The organism is Streptomyces sp. SirexAA-E (genome assembly GCF_000177195.2).
GTDB lineage: Bacteria > Actinomycetota > Actinomycetes > Streptomycetales > Streptomycetaceae > Streptomyces > Streptomyces flavovirens.
This window is the reverse complement of record NC_015953.1, coordinates 2,299,355-2,315,494: the sequence shown is the minus strand read 5'-3', so window position 1 is coordinate 2,315,494 and position 16,140 is coordinate 2,299,355. Positions and strand designations below refer to the sequence as shown.

Here is a 16,140-nt window from a genome sequence, read left to right as displayed (position 1 = left end):
GTGTGGCTGTCGTGATGGATATGTCTCATGTGTCACGCGATGTTCCGGGCGAGTGCTTCCGCACGCCCCGCCGTATGGCTGAAAACGGCGCATACGTGGCGTACGAGGGAACGGAATGTGACCTGCGGCACGTTGAGGTCGTTGTCATAACGCCTATGTCACGTCCGTGCCTGCTCCCGCGCCTGCTGGGTAGGCCTGCTGTGTCCTGTTGTCCACGGCCAGGAGGCCACCGTGCCCGCATCCGCGCAGCTTCTGCTCTCCGCCCTCTCCAAACAGGTACCGAGCCCCGCGGGTCCCGTCGCGACCGACGCGCCGCCCATGATCAGCGAGCTCCCGCTCGCCCACGTCTCCTCCTACCCGACCGTCGAACCCGCCTTCACCGAGACCACCTCACCGTCCGGCGAGCCCCCGCTCACCAGCGAGCCGCCGCTCGCCGACGCCACACCCCTCACGAGCGAGCCGCCGCTCGCCGCCGTCGCCCCTCTCACCAGCGAGCCGACCGCACCCGGCACCGCAGGGGGCATGGAGCTGCCAGGAGTCTGAATGGGCTTGTCCCGGCTCGCCGCACTGCACGGCGTCGCCACCTCCTTCTCCCCGTCCGCGGGCGTCACGGTGCCCGTTCCCGACAGCACGGTCACAGCCGTGCTCGCCGCGCTGGGCGTCGACGCCGACACGCCCGCGGAGGTGGGAAGGTCGCTCTCCGCGGCCGAATCCGCGGCGGCCTCCCGGCTGCTCCCGCCCACCGTGGTGGTCTGGTCGGGAGAGCCGCTGCCGGCCGCGCTGGCCGCGCTGCCCCCCGACGCGGAGCTCACCGTGGAGCCCGAGCGCCCGCCCGGCGCCACCGAGGCCCCGTCGCGGCTGCGGATGCGGGTCCCGAAGGCCCTCGCACCGGCGCCCCCGGACGGGGGGACACCCACCTGGTGGACCGAACCGCCCCCCGGTGTCCACCGGGCGACCGTCCGCGCATCCGGACACCGCTACGCCACCGCCGTTCTCGTCGTCGCTCCGGACCGCGTACCCCAGCCGCCCGCCTGTACGCACGGCTTCCTCGTCCAGCTCTACTCGCTGCTCTCCGCCCGCTCCTGGGGCATGGGCGACCTCGCCGACCTGGCCGATCTGGCCGCCTGGTCGGGCCGGACCCTGGGCACCGGATTCGTCCAGGTCAACCCGCTGCACGCGGCCGTGCCCGGCAGCCCCACCGACCCCTCGCCGTACCGCCCCTCCTCCCGGCGCTTCCCCGACCCGGTGCACCTGCACATCGAGTCCGTCCCGGAGTACGGGCACGTGCGCGACCGGGCGGCCCTGGACGACCTGCGGCTGGACGCGGCGGCCCTGAGCGACGCCGTGCTCAACAAGGGCGCGCTGATCGACCGGGACGCGGTCTGGGAGCTCAAGAAGCAGGCGCTGGAGCTCGTCGCCCGGGTCCCGCTCAGCCCCGGACGCCGCGCCGCCTACTGCGACTACCTCGCCGAGCAGGGCCAGGACCTGGAGGACCACGCCCTGTGGTGCGCCCTGGCCGAGGTGCACGGCCCGCGGTGGCGCGACTGGCCCGAGGGGCTGCGTGACCCGCGCTCGGCGAGGACCGCCCGCGCCCGCACCGAGCTGATGGACCGGGTCGACCTCCACTGCCGGCTGGCCTGGCTGACGGACACCCAGCTCGCCGCTGCCCAGCAGGCCGCGCGGGAGGCCGGGATGGCCGTGGGGGTCGTCCACGACCTCGCCGTCGGCGTCCACCCGGACGGCGCCGACACCTGGGCCCAGCAGGAGGCCTTCGCGCACGGCATGTCCGTCGGCGCGCCCCCGGACGCCTTCAACGCGCGGGGCCAGGACTGGGGTCTGCCCCCGTGGCGCCCCGACGCCCTGGCCGCGTCCGGATACGCCCCCTACCGCGCGCTCCTGCGCGGCATCCTCGCCCACGCGGGCGCCCTGCGCATCGACCATGTGATGGGCCTCTTCCGGCTCTGGTGGGTGCCCGAGGGCCGTCCGCCCACCGAAGGCACCTACGTCAGCCACGACGCCGAGGCGATGCTCGCCGTCCTCGTCCTGGAGGCGCACCGGGCCGGTGCCGCCGTGGTGGGGGAGGACCTCGGCACGGTCGAGCCGGGTGTGCGCGAGGCGCTGGCCCGGCGCGGGGTGCTCGGCACCTCCGTGCTCTGGTTCGAGCGCGACTGGGACGGCGACGGACGGCCCCTGGCCCCCGAGCGGTGGCGCCGGGACTGCGTGGCCACCGCGACCACCCACGACCTGCCGTCCACGGCCGCCCGGCTGACGGGCGACCATGTGACGCTCCGCCACCGCCTCGGACTGCTGACCCGCCCTCTGGAGCAGGAGCTGGCCGAGGACGTCACCGGCACCACCGAGTGGCTGTCCTGTCTGGCACGGCTCCGGCTGCTGCCCGAAGGGGAGGGGGACGAGGAGGCGGCCGTCCGGGCCGTCCACCGCTTCCTGCTGCGCACCCCCGCCCGGATGACCGGGATCTGGCTCCCCGACACCGTCGGCGACCGCCGCCCCCAGAACCTCCCGGGCACCTGGGACCAGTACCCCAACTGGCGCCTGCCCGTCGCCGACGCGGAGGGCCACCCCGTCACCCTGGAGGAGATCGCGGCGTCGCCCCGGCTGCACCGGCTGATGGAGGTCTTCCGGCCGCCGGCGGAGAGCTCCGGGGTCCGTACGGCACCCCCGGGCGCGCGCCGTCCGTAGCCGTTCGCTACGTTTGCACCGTGGACAAGAAGAACGCTATGCGCGCCGGCGCCGTCGCGGCCGGTACGACGCTCATGATGCTGCTCATGTCGTCCCCCGCGCTCGCACTCACCCGCGACGACGGTGACGACCCGGGCGACTCGATCGGAGCGCTGGAGACCGTCGGTCTCTACGTCGCGCTGCCGATCGTCATCTTCCTGGTGATCATCGGCCTGGTCATGGTCCTCGACAAGTCCAAGAAGCAGGCTTAGACCGTTCGACGGATGCGCCGCCGGTACCCACGTACCGCGCGGCGCATCCGCGTGTCCCGGCACCGGTAGGTTGCGGCCATGACCGAGTGGGACGTCAAGAAGCTCCGCATCCTGCGCACCCTGCGCGACCGCGGCACCGTGACCGCGACGGCCGAGGCGCTGCTGATGACCCCCTCCGCCGTCTCGCAGCAGCTCACCAACCTGGCCGGCCAGCTCGGGGTGACGCTCCTGGAGGCCCAGGGCCGCCGGGTCCGCCTCACCGACGCCGCGCACCTCGTGCTGCGGCACGCCGAGGCCGTCTTCGCCCAGCTGGAGCGCGCCGACGCCGAACTGACCGGCTATCTGCGGGGTGAGGCCGGCCAGGTGCGGGTCGGCGCCTTCTCCACGGCCGTGCCCGCCCTCGTCGTACCGGCCGTACGGCTCCTGGCGCACGAGGACCGGCCCGGCCCCGAGGTGCGCGTGCACGAGGCGGAGGCCGCGCGGGCGTACGAGCTGCTGGCGGCCGGGGACGTGGACCTCGCGCTCTCGCTGGCGGCGCACGCCCCGACGGCCCGGGACCCCCGCTTCACCGTGCTGCCGCTGCTCGCGGACCCCCTGGACGTGGCGCTGCCCGTGGGCCACCGGCTCGCCCGCGCCCCCGGGCTCCGGCTGGCCGACCTCGCCGGCGAACCCTGGATCTTCGGTGGCTCCGGCCCCTGGTCGCAGATCACGACGGCCGCCTGTGAGGCGGCCGGTTTCGTCCCCGAGCAGGCGCACAGCGCCTCCGGCTGGACCGCCATCCTCGCCATGGTGGAGGCGGGCATGGGGGTCGCGCTCGTCCCCCGTATGGCATCGGCCTCCGACCCGTCGCATGCGGGCGTGGCCATGCGTGTCCTGGAGGCGGACCGCCCGCACCGCCATGTGGTGGCGGCCGTGCGGCGCGGGGCCGAACAGGGGCCGGCGGTGGCGCGGGTGCTCGCGGCGCTGCGCCGGGTCGCCGATACGACCGTTCAGCAGAGCTGAAAGAATCGTGCGGAAACTTTCGATGGACCTGATGGGTCGGTGTGCGCGAGAGTCGGGGCATGACCACCGACGCGAGCGAGACCGGATTCCAGGACACCGACCCCCACGCCAATGACGCGGCCCCGTACGGCGGCGGCGACCCGTACGCCGACTACCGCGCCGCCACCGGACTCCCCTTCACCGACCTCGTCGACCTGGCCGACCGCCGCCTCGGCGCGGGCGTGATCGCCGCCAACGACGAGTTCTTCGCCGAGCGAGAGAACCTCCTGATCCGCGAACCCGCCGTCTTCGACCCCGAGCGCTTCGGCCACAAGGGCAAGATCATGGACGGCTGGGAGACCCGCCGCCGGCGCGGCGCGGACGCCGACCATCCCTTCCCCGCCCCGGACGAGCACGACTGGGCGATCGTCCGGCTCGGCGCACCGGGGATCGTCCGCGGCCTGATCGTCGACACGGCCCACTTCCGCGGCAACTACCCGCAGCGCGTCTCCGTCCAGGCCACCGCCGTCGACGGCGCCCCGGGCCCGGAACAACTCCTCGCCGACGACGTGAAGTGGGAGGAGATCGTCCCGCCGACGCCCGTACGCGGCCACGCGGCCAACGCCTTCGAGATCACCGGCGGCCGCCGCTACACCCACCTGCGCCTGTGCCAGCACCCCGACGGCGGCATCGCGCGCCTCAGGGTCCACGGCGAGGTCGTCCCCGATCCGGCCTGGCTCGCGGCGCTCGGCACGATCGATCTGATCTCGATCCTCAACGGCGGCACCTACGAGGACGCCTCGGACCGTTTCTACTCCTCACCGGCCCAGATCATCCTGCCCGGCACCTCCCGCAAGATGGACGACGGCTGGGAGAACCGCCGCCGCCGGGTGCGCGACACCAACGACTGGGTCCGCTTCCGTCTCCCCGCGCAGGGCGCGGTCCGCGCCGTCGAGATCGACACGGCCTACCTCAAGGGCAACGCGGCCGGCTGGATCGCCCTCCAGGGCCGCGACGGGGAGAGCGGCGACTGGTTCGAGATTCTCCCGCGCACCCGGCTCCAGCCCGACACCGTGCACCGCTTCGTCCTCGGCACGGAGGCTGTGGTCACCCACGTACGCCTCGACGCGTTCCCGGACGGCGGGGTCGCCCGCATGCGGCTGCACGGCTCGCCGACGCAAGCGGGAGCCGCCGAACTGGCCCGCCGCTACCGGGAGTCGGTGGCCTGAGGCCGCTCCCCAAGCCCCGCCCGGCGGACGGCCGCGCCTCGGCGCCCGCCCGCCGGGCGGTCTCCGGCGAAGCCCCTGGTGCGAAGGCGTGGTGCGGGGGCACCCGGTGTCCGTGCCTGTCTCTCTTCGCCGCACCCCGGCCCGCTCTCCCGGGCGGGCGGTGTCGATCGTCTCAGTCGTACCGGGCCAGGTGCCGACGAGTCATGGCATACGCTGCGAATGACCGCAACAGCGGCCTGAGCAGAGGGAGCCATCTCGGTGACAGAGCAAGACATACCGGCCAGACTCGTCGAGCTGCTGACCGCGGAGCAGGAGTCGCTGGGTGCGGCTTGGGTGGAGGCGGTCTCGCGGACGTTGCGTGGGCGTATCTCGCTGGCCGAGCTCGACCGTGAGCTGCGTGAGTTGTACGCGGCGTTGGTGGAGGGGCTGCGTGGGGGCGGTCTGGACTGGCGGGGGGATGCGTTCGGGGAGGTGCGGGCGTTGCTGGCGGAGCTGTCGCGGACGCGGGCCCGGCAGGGTTTCACGCCGACGGAGACCGCGACGAGTGTGCTGGCGGGCAAGGATGTGCTGGCGCCCTCGGAGGACACTTCGGCGGGGGACGTCCGGGCCTATCTGCATCTGAGCAAGCTCATCGACGCGCTGGGTCTGTTCACTCTGGAGGTGTATGCCAAGACGCGTGAGGAGATCATCAGCGCGCAGGCCGAGCAGCTGATGGAGCTGTCCACCCCGGTGGTGAAGCTGTGGGAGGGGGTGGTGGCTGTTCCGCTGGTGGGCACGCTGGATTCGGCGCGGACGCAGGTGGTGATGGAGAAGCTGCTGCAGGCTCTCGTCGATACGGGGTCGGATCAGGCGATCATCGACATCACGGGTGTGCCGGCGGTGGACACCGAGGTGGCGCAGCATCTGCTCAAGACGGTGGTGGCGGCCCGGTTGATGGGTGCGGAGTGCATCATTTCGGGGATTCGTCCGCAGATCGCGCAGACGATTGTGGCGTTGGGGATCCAGTTCGGTGACATCGTCACCAAGTCGTCGTTGGCCGATGCTCTCAAGCATGCGTTGCGTCGTGGTGACGCGGCTGTCGTGCGGCCCGGTGGCCGGGCGTGAGCGAGCGCGTACCTGTGCTGAAGATCGGTGACGTCCTTCTCGTCTCGATCCAGGTGGAGCTGGAGGATCAGGTCGTTCTGGAGTTGCAGGACGATCTGGCGGCGCGGATCGTCGATTCGGGTGCGTCGGGGGTGGTGATCGACATCACGGCGGTGGAGATCGTGGATTCGTTCGTGGGGCGGATGCTGGCGACGACGGCGGCGATCTCCCGGATGCTGGATGCGCAGACCGTGGTGGTGGGTATGCGGCCGGCGGTCGCGATCACGCTGGTGGAGCTGGGGTTGTCGCTGGGGGGCGTGCGTACGGCTCTGACTCTGGAGAAGGGGCTGGAGATCCTGGCCAGGCGGGACGATTCCCGTCCGGCTCAGCTATGAGTGGGCTCGCGCCCGTTCCTGACGCCGAGCACGAGAGCGTTCCGATCGGTTCCAACGATGATGTGGTCCGGGCGCGTCAGCTGGTGCGTGCGCTCGCCCAGCAGTGCAAGCTCTCGCTGGTCGACCAGACCAAGCTGGTCACCGCCGCGAGTGAGCTCGCCCGGAACACTCTCGTCTACGGCGGTGGCGGGGTCATGCGGGTGGGTCTGGTCCGCCGGGACGGGCGGGTCGGTGTGACCGCGGTGTTCGAGGACTCGGGTCCCGGCATTCCCGATGTCGACCAGGCGCTGACCGACGGGTGGACCTCCGGCGGGGGCCTGGGCCTCGGGCTCAGCGGAGCGCGCCGCCTCGTCGACGACTTCACCCTGCAGACCGAGGTCGGCGGCGGAACCCAGGTCGCGGTGACCAAGTGGGCACGCTGACCCTGCCCGTCCTGGCCGCGGAGGACGTCGTCTGGCTCCGCGACCAGGAGGCGCTCCCCGCCGCGGCCCGGGTCGCGGCCCTCTCGCTGGCCAGGCGCATCGGCTTCGGCGAGCAGCGGTGCGCCGAGGTGGCCCTGGCCGTGAGCGAGGCCGCGACCAATCTGCGCAGGCACGCCGTCGACGGCGCGTTCCTGTTGCGCACCGTCCGGACGCCGGGCGACGCGGGGCTCGAGTTCGTCACCACGGACGAGGGGCCGGGCATGGCGGACGTCGCGCACTCCCTCACCGACGGCACGTCCACAGCAGGCACCCTGGGCATCGGCCTGGGGGCCATCTCCCGTCTCGCCGACTCCTTCGACCTGCATTCCCTGCCCGGCCGGGGCACCGTCCTGACCGCGCGCTTCTGGACGAAGGAGGCGGCGGTCCGCATCGCCGGTCTGGGACGTCCCGTGGTGGAAGGCCTGACGAGGACGATCACCGGCGAGGACGTGTGCGGGGACGCCTGGGCGGCCCGTCCGGCCGACGGGGGCGGCTCAGGGAAGGCCGGTGCCCCCGCGGCCGCCGCCGGGCGAGAGCCCCTCGGCGACAGTCCTCTGGGGTGGGCGCAGCTGACCGGTTTCCGGCAGCCGGCCGACGGTGACCGGCGGGCGGACGGAACGCGTCCGGACGGGCCGGACGGCCTGGGCGCGGACGAACCGGCGCTCCTGGTGCTCTTCTGCGACGGCCTGGGACACGGACCCCTGGCCGCCCGGGCCGCCCAGGCGGCGGTGACCGCGTTCCACGACTCGGACGCCCAGCAGCCCGACGTGATGATGTCGGACATCCACAAGGCACTGCGCGGCGGCCGAGGGGGAGCCGTCGCCGTCGTACGCATCGAACCGCGCAACGAGGCCGTGTACTTCTGCGGGGTCGGCAACGTCAGCACCTTCGTCGTGGACCCCGTCTCCGGTACCCGCCGTTCCCTGTCGTCGGCGCCCGGCATCGTGGGCCACCACCTGCCGACCCTGCGGTCCGTGCGGCAACAGCTGCCCCGCAACGGTGCCGTGATCATGCACTCCGACGGCCTCACCGAACGCTGGAAGGCCGCGGAACTGCCCGGTTTCCTGGAGCACTCCCCGCTGGTGGCCGCCGCTCAGCTCCTGCGCGAGGCGGGTGTACGGCGGGACGACGCTGGCGTCGTCGTGGCGAAAGGACCCTGGTGAACACCTTCGCGGCCCACGGGGCCGAGCCCCTCGTCTCGTTCTCCCTCGCCACGGAGCAGGACGTCTTCGTGCTGCGCCGCAGCGGCAAGTCGGCCGCCGAAGCGCTCGGCGTGGAGAACCAGGACCAGATCCGGCTGGCGACCGCGCTGAGCGAGCTGGGCCGGGACCTGCTGGGTTCCTCCGGGCTGACCGTGATCTTCGGTGTCGTCAGCAGTCCCCTGCCCGTCCTGCGGGTCGCCATGTCCTGGCAGGACGGCCCCGGTCCCGGAGAGGAGGCCATGCGGGCCGCGGCCCGGCTCGTCCCGGTGCGGCACACCTCCCCGGAGCGGACGCTGGCGATCGAGCAGCCGCTCACCGTCGGGGCCCACACGGCCGACGCCGTCCAGCAGGCGCGCGAAGCCCTGCTGGCGCACAAGGGCGCCAGCGTGCTGGACGACACCCGCGCGCAGACCAGCGACCTGATCGCCGCGCTGGAGGAGTCCAGGGCGCAGCGCGAGGAGCTGCGCCGTCTCAACGAGGAGCTGGAGGAGACCAACAGAGGGGTCGTCGCGCTCTACTCCGAGCTCTCGGAGGAGCTGGAGGAGACCAACCGCGGCGTCGTGGCCCTCTACGCCGAACTGGAGGAGAAGTCCCGCCAGCTGCGCGAGGCGAGCGAGGCCAAGACCAGGTTCTGGGCCAACGTCAGCCACGAACTCCGCACGCCGGTCAACTCCGTCGTCGGGCTGGCCCGGCTGCTGCTCGATTTCGACGAGGCCCGCCTCGACGAGGAACAGCGCCGGCAGATCTCCCTCATCTCCGCCTCCGGCGCCACCCTGCTCGCCCTCGTCGACGAACTCCTGGACGTCGCCAAGGCGGAGTCCGGCCGCCTCGAACCCACCTGGGCTGCGGTCGACCTGCGCGCGGCCCTCGGCCAGCTCCGCGGCATCCTGCGCGGCTACGAGTCCCCGGGCGCCGCCGAGCTGATCGTGGCCGAATCCGATGTGCGGATCGTCAGCGACGAGATCATGCTCGTCCGCATCCTGCGCAATCTGCTGTCCAACGCGCTGAAGTTCACGCCGACCGGGACCGTGCGCCTCGACGTCGCGTCGGAGGACGGGGACGAGGGCGGCGACGTCGTCTTCACCGTGTCGGACACCGGCATCGGCATCCCCGAGGACGAGCAGCAGCAGATCTTCGAGGAGTTCTACCAGGTACGCGGCCCGCACCAGCGCGGACGCTCCGGCACCGGCCTCGGCCTGCCCTACGCACGACGGCTCACCGAACTCCTGGGCGGCCGCCTCACCCTGACCAGCAGCCCGGGCGCCGGGACCGTCGTCACCGTACGGCTGCCCGCCGCCGGACCGGCCCCCGACGGGCCCGGCGACCGGGAGACGGGAACACCCCTGATGGCCGCCCTGGTCACGGTGGACGACGACGACGCCTTCCGCGCCGCGATCCGTCCGCTCCTGGACCAGCTCGCCGGACGCGTGGTCGAGGTGGGGGAGGGCGGCCTGGCGAGCTCCGCCGTACGCCACGAGCGGCCGGACGCCGTCCTCCTCGACCTGCACCTGCCCGACCTCGACGGCTACGCCGTACTGGCACAACTCGCCGCGGACCCCGGTCTGCGCGCCGTCCCCGTCGTCATCCTCACCTCCACGCCGCCCGAGGACCTGGACCGGGAACGGCTCACCCACGCACGGGCGATACTCGAGAAGTCCACGCTGACCCTCCCCAAGCTGGTCGCGGCATTCTCGGAACAGGCCATGCCCGCCCCACCAGGAGCGGGCCAGAAGGACGACACCGCATGAGTACGCATCTGCATCAGGACAGCGCCGCCGCGAGGGTGCTGGTGCTCGACGACAACGACACGAACCGCTACATCGTCAGCAGCTGGCTGCGCCGGGCCGGCCACACCGTGGTGGAGGCCGTCGACGGGACGGAAGGGCTGTCCCTGCTCGCCTCCGCCCCCGACGGCGAACTGCCGGAACTCGCCGTCGTCGACGTGAAGCTGCCCGACATGAGCGGCTTCGAGGTGTGCGAGCAGATCAAGGCCGATCCCCGGACCGCCTCGCTGCCGGTCATCCACGTCTCCGCCACCGCCATCGAACTCAGCGACCGCACCCAGGGCCTCCACCGCGGCGCCGACGCCTACCTCACCGAACCGATCGCCCCGGACGAGCTGCTGGCCACGGTCACCGCGGCGCTGCGCTACGCCCGCGCCCGGCGCCGCGCGGAGCGGCTCGCCACCCGGGTGTCCGCCCTGAACAGCAGCACCCTGGCCGTCTACGCCGCCGACGACGGGGAGACGTTCATCGCCGCGGCGGCGGCCGGTGCGGCCACGCTCATGGAGTCGGCCGCCGTCGCCGTCGGCCTCAGCCCCGACAACCGGACGCTCCACCTCGCCGCGGTCCAGGAGGGCGAAGGAGCGGGGAGCCCACGCACCGAGGGTATGGAGCCGTCGGTCACCGGCGTCCGCGAGGACTCACGGCTGCTGGACCTGCTGACCGAGAGGGCACTCGGCGACCGGACCGGGACGGAGACGGTGATCCTGTCCGGCGCGGACTGGCGCGGCCTCACCAGCCGCGAGGGCGCCGGCCGGGCGGACGTCTTCCCCGGCCAGGTCGCCCTGACCCTGGCCCGTACGAAGCGGGGCCGGCCCGCCGTCGCGTTCGCGGTCGCCGCCACCGCCCTCCCCGGGACGGACGACCGGGAACTCCTCTCGCAACTGGCGCAGGCCTGTGCGCTGGCCCTGGAGGCGCTGCGCACGCGCAGCGAGGAACACGCCCTCGTCCTCACCCTCCAGCGCACCTTCCTGCCGGACCGGCTCCCGGCAGTACCCGGCGTGGACATGGCCGTACGCTACGAACCTGCCGCCGCCCACGCGGAGATCGGCGGCGACTTCTACGAGGCCATCCAGACCCCGGCCGGGCTGCTGCTCGCCATCGGGGACGTGGCGGGACACTCGCTCAAGGCCGCCATGATCATGGGCGAGGTCCGGCACGCCCTGCGGGCCTACGCCATCGAGGGGCACGACCCCCAGTCCCTGCTGAAGAACCTCGACGCCCTGCTGGTACGCGTGCGGCCGTCGATGACCGTCACCGTCTGCCTGGTGCTCGTGGAGCCCGGCGGACGGCGGATCCAGGTGGCCAACGCCGGCCACATCCCGCCGCTGCTGCGGCACCCGGACGGCTCCACGCGCTACCTGACCGAGCACGGGCCCCTCCTGGGGCTCAACCTGCCGCATCCGCCGGTCGTGAGCCACGACGTGCCCGAGGGCTCCACGCTCCTCCTGCTGACCGACGGCCTCGTCGAGGTCCCCGGGGAGGACCTCGACGAGAGCATGGAGATGCTGAGCGGCACCCTCTCCCGGTCGCGGGCGGAGCTCGACGAGCTGTGCGACCAGCTGCTGGCGACGTTCGGCAAGGGCAAGACGGACGACATCGCCCTGCTCGCCGCCCGCTTCCACCGAGCGCACGAAGGGGGCGCCCCGGCCGGGGCGCCCCCTTCGTACGCGTGAGCGCCCCCGCCTACGCGGAGGCCGCCGCCGCGTCCGCGGCCTGGGCCTTCAGAGCACGCTCCACGCCCGAGCGGGACTCCGACACCAGCCTGCGCAGCGCCGCGCTCGGCCGCGCCGACTCCAGCCAGGCGTCCGTGGCGTCCAGGGTCTCCTGCGAGACCTGGAGGGCCGGGTACAGACCGACCGCGATCTGCTGGGCCATCTCGTGGCTCCGCGAGTCCCAGACGTCCTTGACCGCCGCGAAGAACCTCTCCGTGTACGGCGCCAGCAGCTCACGCTGATCGGTCTGCACGAAGCCGTCGATGACCGACTCCTGGAGGGAGTTGGGCAGCTTGTCGGACTCGACGACCGAGGACCACGCCTGGGCCTTCGCCTCCTCGGACGGCTGGGACGCCCGGGCCGCCGCCGCGTGGCGCTCTCCGGCCGCCGTGCGGTCACGCTCGTACTCGGCGGCGATCTCCTCCTCGTCCAGCAGCCCCGACGCGGCCAGCCGCTGCACGAACGCCCAGCGCAGCTCCGTGTCGACGGCCAGGCCCTCGATCTCCTCGGTGCCGTTCAGCAGGGCCTGGAGCAGGTCCAGCTGGAGCGGGGTGCGGGCCGTCGCCGCGAAGGCGCGGGCCCAGGCCAGCTGGTGGTCGCTGCCCGGCTCCGCCGCGCGCAGGTGCGCGAGCGTCGCCTCCGTCCACCGGGCCAGGCCCGTCTCGCGCCACTGGGGCGCCGCGTACTGGTCGACGGCCAGCTTCACCTGGCGGTGCAGCGACTGCACCACACCGATGTCCGTCTCCTTGCCGATCCCCGAGAGGACCAGGGCCAGGTAGTCGCGGGTGGCCAGCTCCCCGTCACGCGTCATGTCCCAGGCGGACGCCCAGCACAGGGCGCGCGGCAGGGACTCGGTGAAGTCGCCCAGGTGCTCGGTGACGACCCGCAGGGACTCCTCGTCGAGCCGGACCTTCGCGTACGACAGGTCGTCGTCGTTGAGCAGGAGGACCGCAGGGCGTGCCGTGCCCGCCGGGATCGGCACGGTGGTCCGCTCGCCCTCGACGTCCAGCTCGATGCGGTCCGTCCGCACGAGCCGGCCCTCACCGTCCAGGTCGTAGAAGCCGATCGCGATCCGGTGCGGACGCAGCGTCGGCTCGCCCTTGGCGCCCGCGGGCAGCGCCGGGGCCTCCTGGAGGACGGTGACGGAGGTCAGCAGACCCGCCTCGTCCGTCTCGATCTCCGGGCGCAGGACGTTGATCCCGGCCGTCTCCAGCCACGCCTTCGACCAGGCCTTCAGGTCCCGGCCCGAGGTCTCCTCCAGCGCGCCCAGCAGGTCGGCCAGGCGCGTGTTGCCGTACGCGTGCGCCTTGAAGTACGCCTGCACGCCCTTGAAGAACTCGTCCATGCCGACGTACGCCACGAGCTGCTTGAGCACCGAGGCGCCCTTGGCGTACGTGATCCCGTCGAAGTTGACCAGGACGTCGTCCAGATCGCGGATGTCCGCCATGATCGGGTGCGTCGACGGCAGCTGGTCCTGGCGGTAGGCCCACGTCTTCATCGAGTTGGCGAAGGTGGTCCAGGAGTGCGGCCACTTCGAGCCCTCGGCGTACGCCTGGCAGGCGACCTCGGCGAAGGTGGCGAACGACTCGTTCAGCCACAGGTCGTTCCACCACTCCATGGTGACCAGGTCGCCGAACCACATGTGGGCCAGCTCGTGGAGGATCGTCGCGGCCCGCACCTCGTACGCCGCGTCCGTCACCTTGGAGCGGAAGACGTACTGGTCGCGGATGGTGACCGCGCCCGCGTTCTCCATCGCGCCGGCGTTGAACTCCGGGACGAAGAGCTGGTCGTACTTGGCGAACGGGTACGCGTAGTCGAACTTCTCCTGGAACCACTCGAAGCCCTGCCGGGTGACCGCGAAGATGTCGTCCGCGTCGAGGTACTCGGCCAGCGAGGGACGGCAGTAGATGCCCAGCGGCACCACCTGGCCGTCCTTCTCGTAGGTGCTGTGCACCGCGTGGTACGGACCGGCGATCAGGGCCGTGACGTAGGTGGAGATGCGGGGCGTGGGCTCGAAGGACCAGACGTCGTCCACCGGCTCGGGCGTCGGCGAGTTGGAGATCACGGTCCAGCCGGCCGGTGCCTTCACGGTGAAGCGGAAGGACGCCTTCAGGTCGGGCTGCTCGAAGCTGGCGAACACCCGCCGGGCGTCCGGGACCTCGAACTGCGTGTACAGATAAGCCTGTTCGTCGACCGGGTCGACGAACCGGTGCAGCCCCTCACCGGTGTTGGTGTACGAGCAGTCGGCGACGACCTTCAGCTCGTTGGCACCGGCCACCAGGTGTGCCAGGGCGATCCGCGAGTCGCGGAAGACGGAGGCGACGTCCAGCGCCTTGCCGTTCAGCACGACGTCGTGCACCGCGGGGGCGACCAGGTCGATGAAGGTCTCCGCACCGGCCTCGGCGGAGTCGAAGCGCACGGTGGTGACGGACCGGTAGGTGCCGCCCTCCTGCGCTCCGGAGAGGTCGAGATCGATCTCGTACGCGTCCACGGTCAGCAGGCGCGCCCGCTCCTGTGCCTCTTCGCGGGTCAGATTCGTGCCAGGCACGCGGTCATCTCCTTGATCTGTGACATTTTTGGCCATCCTTCCACGTGGGACGCGCCCAGCGCGATGTCCGATTTCCGCCGGACCCGTGGCGCGCGTGGAGTCAGGCTCGCCGCATGACCCGATACGACGCCCTGCCCATCGGCCCGTCCGCGCTCGAGGAGCTCCGCGCCGAGGACGACGCGGGCCGCCCCTGTGTCCCGTTCACGGCCACCGAGGCAGGCGACCCGCTGCGCTGCTGCCTGAGGGGCGCCGAACCGGGGGAGCGGATCGCCCTCGTCTCGTACGCGCCGCTGCGCCGCTGGGCGGCGCGCACCGGCGCCCGGCCGGGCGCGTACGACGAGCAGGGGCCGGTCTTCGTCCACGCCGAGGAGTGCGGGGGACCGGCGGAGGGCCGAACCGGCTACCCGTTCTCCCGGGCGGGCGCGCTGCGCGCGGTGCGCCGCTACGACGCGCAGGGCCGCATCACCGGCGGCCGGCTGCTGGAGATCCCGGCCGACGAGGAGCGGGGCTTCGACGAGGCCCTCACGGAGGCCTTCGCCGACCCGGAGGTGGTGCTGGTGCACGTGCGGGCCGTGGAGTACGGCTGCCTGCACTTCGAGGTGCGGCGGGGCTGACGGGAGCCGCGAGGGGGCGGCCACCGGGTCCGGGTGGCCGCCCCCTCGGCGTACGGACGGATCAGGCGGACAGCTCGGCCGCGACCAGCTCCGCGATCTGGACCGCGTTGAGCGCGGCGCCCTTGCGCAGGTTGTCGTTGGAGACGAACAGCGCGAGGCCGTTCTCGACGGTCTCGTCGACCCGGATACGGCCCACGTAGGACGGGTCCTTGCCGGCCGCCTGGAGCGGGGTCGGGATCTCCGAGAGCTCGACGCCCTCGGCGTCCTTCAGCAGCTCGTAGGCGCGCTCGACGCCGATCGGGCGGGCGAACCGGGCGTTGATCTGGAGGGAGTGGCCGGAGAAGACGGGCACGCGGACGCAGGTGCCGGAGACCTTGAGCCCGGGGATCTCCAGGATCTTGCGGGACTCGTTGCGGAGCTTCTGCTCCTCGTCCGTCTCGAAGGAGCCGTCGTCCACGATCGAGCCGGCGAGCGGCAGCACGTTGAAGGCGATCGGGCGCTTGTAGACACCCGGCTCGGGGAAGTCGACCGCGTCCCCGTCGTGGGTCAGCCGGTCGGCGTCGGCGACGACCTTGGACGCCTGGCCGTGCAGCTCCGCGACGCCCGCGAGCCCGGAGCCGGACACCGCCTGGTAGGTGGCGACGGTCAGCGCTTCGAGCCCCGCCTCCTCGTGGAGCGGGCGAAGCACCGGCATGGCGGCCATCGTGGTGCAGTTCGGGTTGGCGATGATGCCCTTGGGGCGGTTCCTGATCGCGTGCGGGTTGACCTCGGAGACGACCAGCGGGACCTCGGGGTCCTTGCGCCAGGCGGAGGAGTTGTCGATCACGACGGGTCCCTGGGAGGCGACCTTCTCGGCCAGTGCCTTGGAGGTGGCCCCGCCGGCGGAGAACAGGACGACGTCCAGGCCGGTGTAGTCGGCGGTGGAGGCGTCCTCGACGGTGATGTCGGTGCCCTCGTAGGTGATCGTGGAGCCCGCGGAGCGCGCGGAGGCGAAGAGCCGCAGTTCGGCGACGGGGAACTTCCGCTCGGCCAGGATGCTGCGCATGACTGTGCCGACCTGACCGGTGGCGCCGACGATTCCGACCTTCACAGGAACTCCCTCACACATAAGAAACAGGCACGGTTGCCGTTCCATGATGTGTCTTTCCACGGCTTCCTTGTCCAATCCATTGTCCGGCAG

General features: G+C 72.4%; 14 protein-coding genes. 12 read left to right on the top strand and 2 right to left on the bottom strand.

Going from position 1 to position 16,140, the window contains the following annotated elements; genetic code table 11:
* Positions 1-231 precede the first annotated feature (231 nt).
* From SACTE_RS10265 to SACTE_RS10215, 11 genes are all read left to right on the top strand, one after another.
* Positions 232-543: a hypothetical protein gene (locus SACTE_RS10265; protein ID WP_014045965.1), complete on the top strand. Its 312-nt coding sequence runs from the start codon at positions 232-234 to the stop codon at positions 541-543.
* Positions 544-2,700, top strand: a complete 2,157-nt coding sequence (gene malQ / locus SACTE_RS10260) for a 4-alpha-glucanotransferase (RefSeq protein ID WP_014045964.1) — start codon at positions 544-546, stop codon at positions 2,698-2,700. It abuts the gene before it with no gap.
* Positions 2,701-2,738: 38 nt separating this feature from the next.
* The gene (locus tag SACTE_RS10255) at positions 2,739-2,951 is read left to right on the top strand and encodes a hypothetical protein (protein ID WP_014045963.1); all 213 of its coding nucleotides are present in this window, start codon (positions 2,739-2,741) and stop codon (positions 2,949-2,951) included.
* 78 nt (positions 2,952-3,029) lie between these two features.
* Positions 3,030-3,953: a LysR family transcriptional regulator gene (locus SACTE_RS10250; protein ID WP_014045962.1), complete on the top strand. Its 924-nt coding sequence runs from the start codon at positions 3,030-3,032 to the stop codon at positions 3,951-3,953.
* Positions 3,954-4,012: 59 nt separating this feature from the next.
* The gene (gene alc, locus SACTE_RS10245) at positions 4,013-5,161 is read left to right on the top strand and encodes an allantoicase (protein ID WP_014045961.1); all 1,149 of its coding nucleotides are present in this window, start codon (positions 4,013-4,015) and stop codon (positions 5,159-5,161) included.
* 258 nt (positions 5,162-5,419) lie between these two features.
* Positions 5,420-6,265, top strand: coding sequence for an STAS domain-containing protein (locus SACTE_RS10240; protein ID WP_014045960.1), 846 nt, complete (start codon positions 5,420-5,422; stop codon positions 6,263-6,265).
* Complete coding sequence (locus SACTE_RS10235) at positions 6,262-6,639, top strand: STAS domain-containing protein (protein WP_026359267.1); 378 nt, start codon at positions 6,262-6,264, stop codon at positions 6,637-6,639. Before SACTE_RS10240 ends, SACTE_RS10235 begins: the two co-directional genes overlap by 4 nt.
* A complete protein-coding gene (locus tag SACTE_RS10230) occupies positions 6,636-7,061 on the top strand; it encodes an anti-sigma regulatory factor (RefSeq protein WP_014045959.1) in 426 nt (141 codons plus the stop codon). The genes SACTE_RS10235 and SACTE_RS10230 overlap by 4 nt, the downstream gene beginning before the upstream one ends.
* Complete coding sequence (locus tag SACTE_RS10225; protein ID WP_014045958.1) at positions 7,049-8,263, top strand: ATP-binding SpoIIE family protein phosphatase; 1,215 nt, start codon at positions 7,049-7,051, stop codon at positions 8,261-8,263. Before SACTE_RS10230 ends, SACTE_RS10225 begins: the two co-directional genes overlap by 13 nt.
* Complete coding sequence (locus SACTE_RS10220) at positions 8,260-10,050, top strand: hybrid sensor histidine kinase/response regulator (protein WP_014045957.1); 1,791 nt, start codon at positions 8,260-8,262, stop codon at positions 10,048-10,050. The genes SACTE_RS10225 and SACTE_RS10220 overlap by 4 nt, the downstream gene beginning before the upstream one ends.
* Entirely contained in the window at positions 10,047-11,759 is a 1,713-nt protein-coding gene (locus SACTE_RS10215; RefSeq protein WP_014045956.1) for a SpoIIE family protein phosphatase, read from the top strand. The genes SACTE_RS10220 and SACTE_RS10215 overlap by 4 nt, the downstream gene beginning before the upstream one ends.
* Before the next feature lie 10 nt (positions 11,760-11,769).
* Here the strand turns inward: SACTE_RS10215 and pepN are convergent, their stop codons facing one another.
* Complete coding sequence (gene pepN, locus SACTE_RS10210; protein ID WP_014045955.1) at positions 11,770-14,346, bottom strand: aminopeptidase N; 2,577 nt, start codon at positions 14,344-14,346, stop codon at positions 11,770-11,772.
* Between the two features lie 113 nt (positions 14,347-14,459).
* On the opposite strand from pepN, the gene SACTE_RS10205 reads away from it, so the two are divergent.
* Positions 14,460-14,960, top strand: coding sequence for a DUF1203 domain-containing protein (locus SACTE_RS10205; RefSeq protein ID WP_014045954.1), 501 nt, complete (start codon positions 14,460-14,462; stop codon positions 14,958-14,960).
* Between the two features lie 61 nt (positions 14,961-15,021).
* Here SACTE_RS10205 and SACTE_RS10200 read toward each other — a convergent pair whose 3' ends face one another.
* A complete protein-coding gene (locus SACTE_RS10200; protein ID WP_014045953.1) occupies positions 15,022-16,050 on the bottom strand; it encodes an aspartate-semialdehyde dehydrogenase in 1,029 nt (342 codons plus the stop codon).
* Between the last annotated feature and the right edge of the window lie 90 nt (positions 16,051-16,140).

What these genes read in the sequence shown, in the direction of transcription:
- SACTE_RS10255 (WP_014045963.1), top strand. Translation starts at nt 2,739, where the DNA reads ATGCGCGCCGGCGCCGTCGCGGCCGGTACGACGCTCATGATGCTGCTC.
- SACTE_RS10215 (WP_014045956.1), top strand. Translation starts at nt 10,047, where the DNA reads ATGAGTACGCATCTGCATCAGGACAGCGCCGCCGCGAGGGTGCTGGTG.
- alc (WP_014045961.1), top strand. Translation starts at nt 4,013, where the DNA reads ATGACCACCGACGCGAGCGAGACCGGATTCCAGGACACCGACCCCCAC.
- SACTE_RS10250 (WP_014045962.1), top strand. Translation starts at nt 3,030, where the DNA reads ATGACCGAGTGGGACGTCAAGAAGCTCCGCATCCTGCGCACCCTGCGC.
- SACTE_RS10205 (WP_014045954.1), top strand. Translation starts at nt 14,460, where the DNA reads ATGACCCGATACGACGCCCTGCCCATCGGCCCGTCCGCGCTCGAGGAG.
- SACTE_RS10230 (WP_014045959.1), top strand. Translation starts at nt 6,636, where the DNA reads ATGAGTGGGCTCGCGCCCGTTCCTGACGCCGAGCACGAGAGCGTTCCG.
- malQ (WP_014045964.1), top strand. Translation starts at nt 544, where the DNA reads ATGGGCTTGTCCCGGCTCGCCGCACTGCACGGCGTCGCCACCTCCTTC.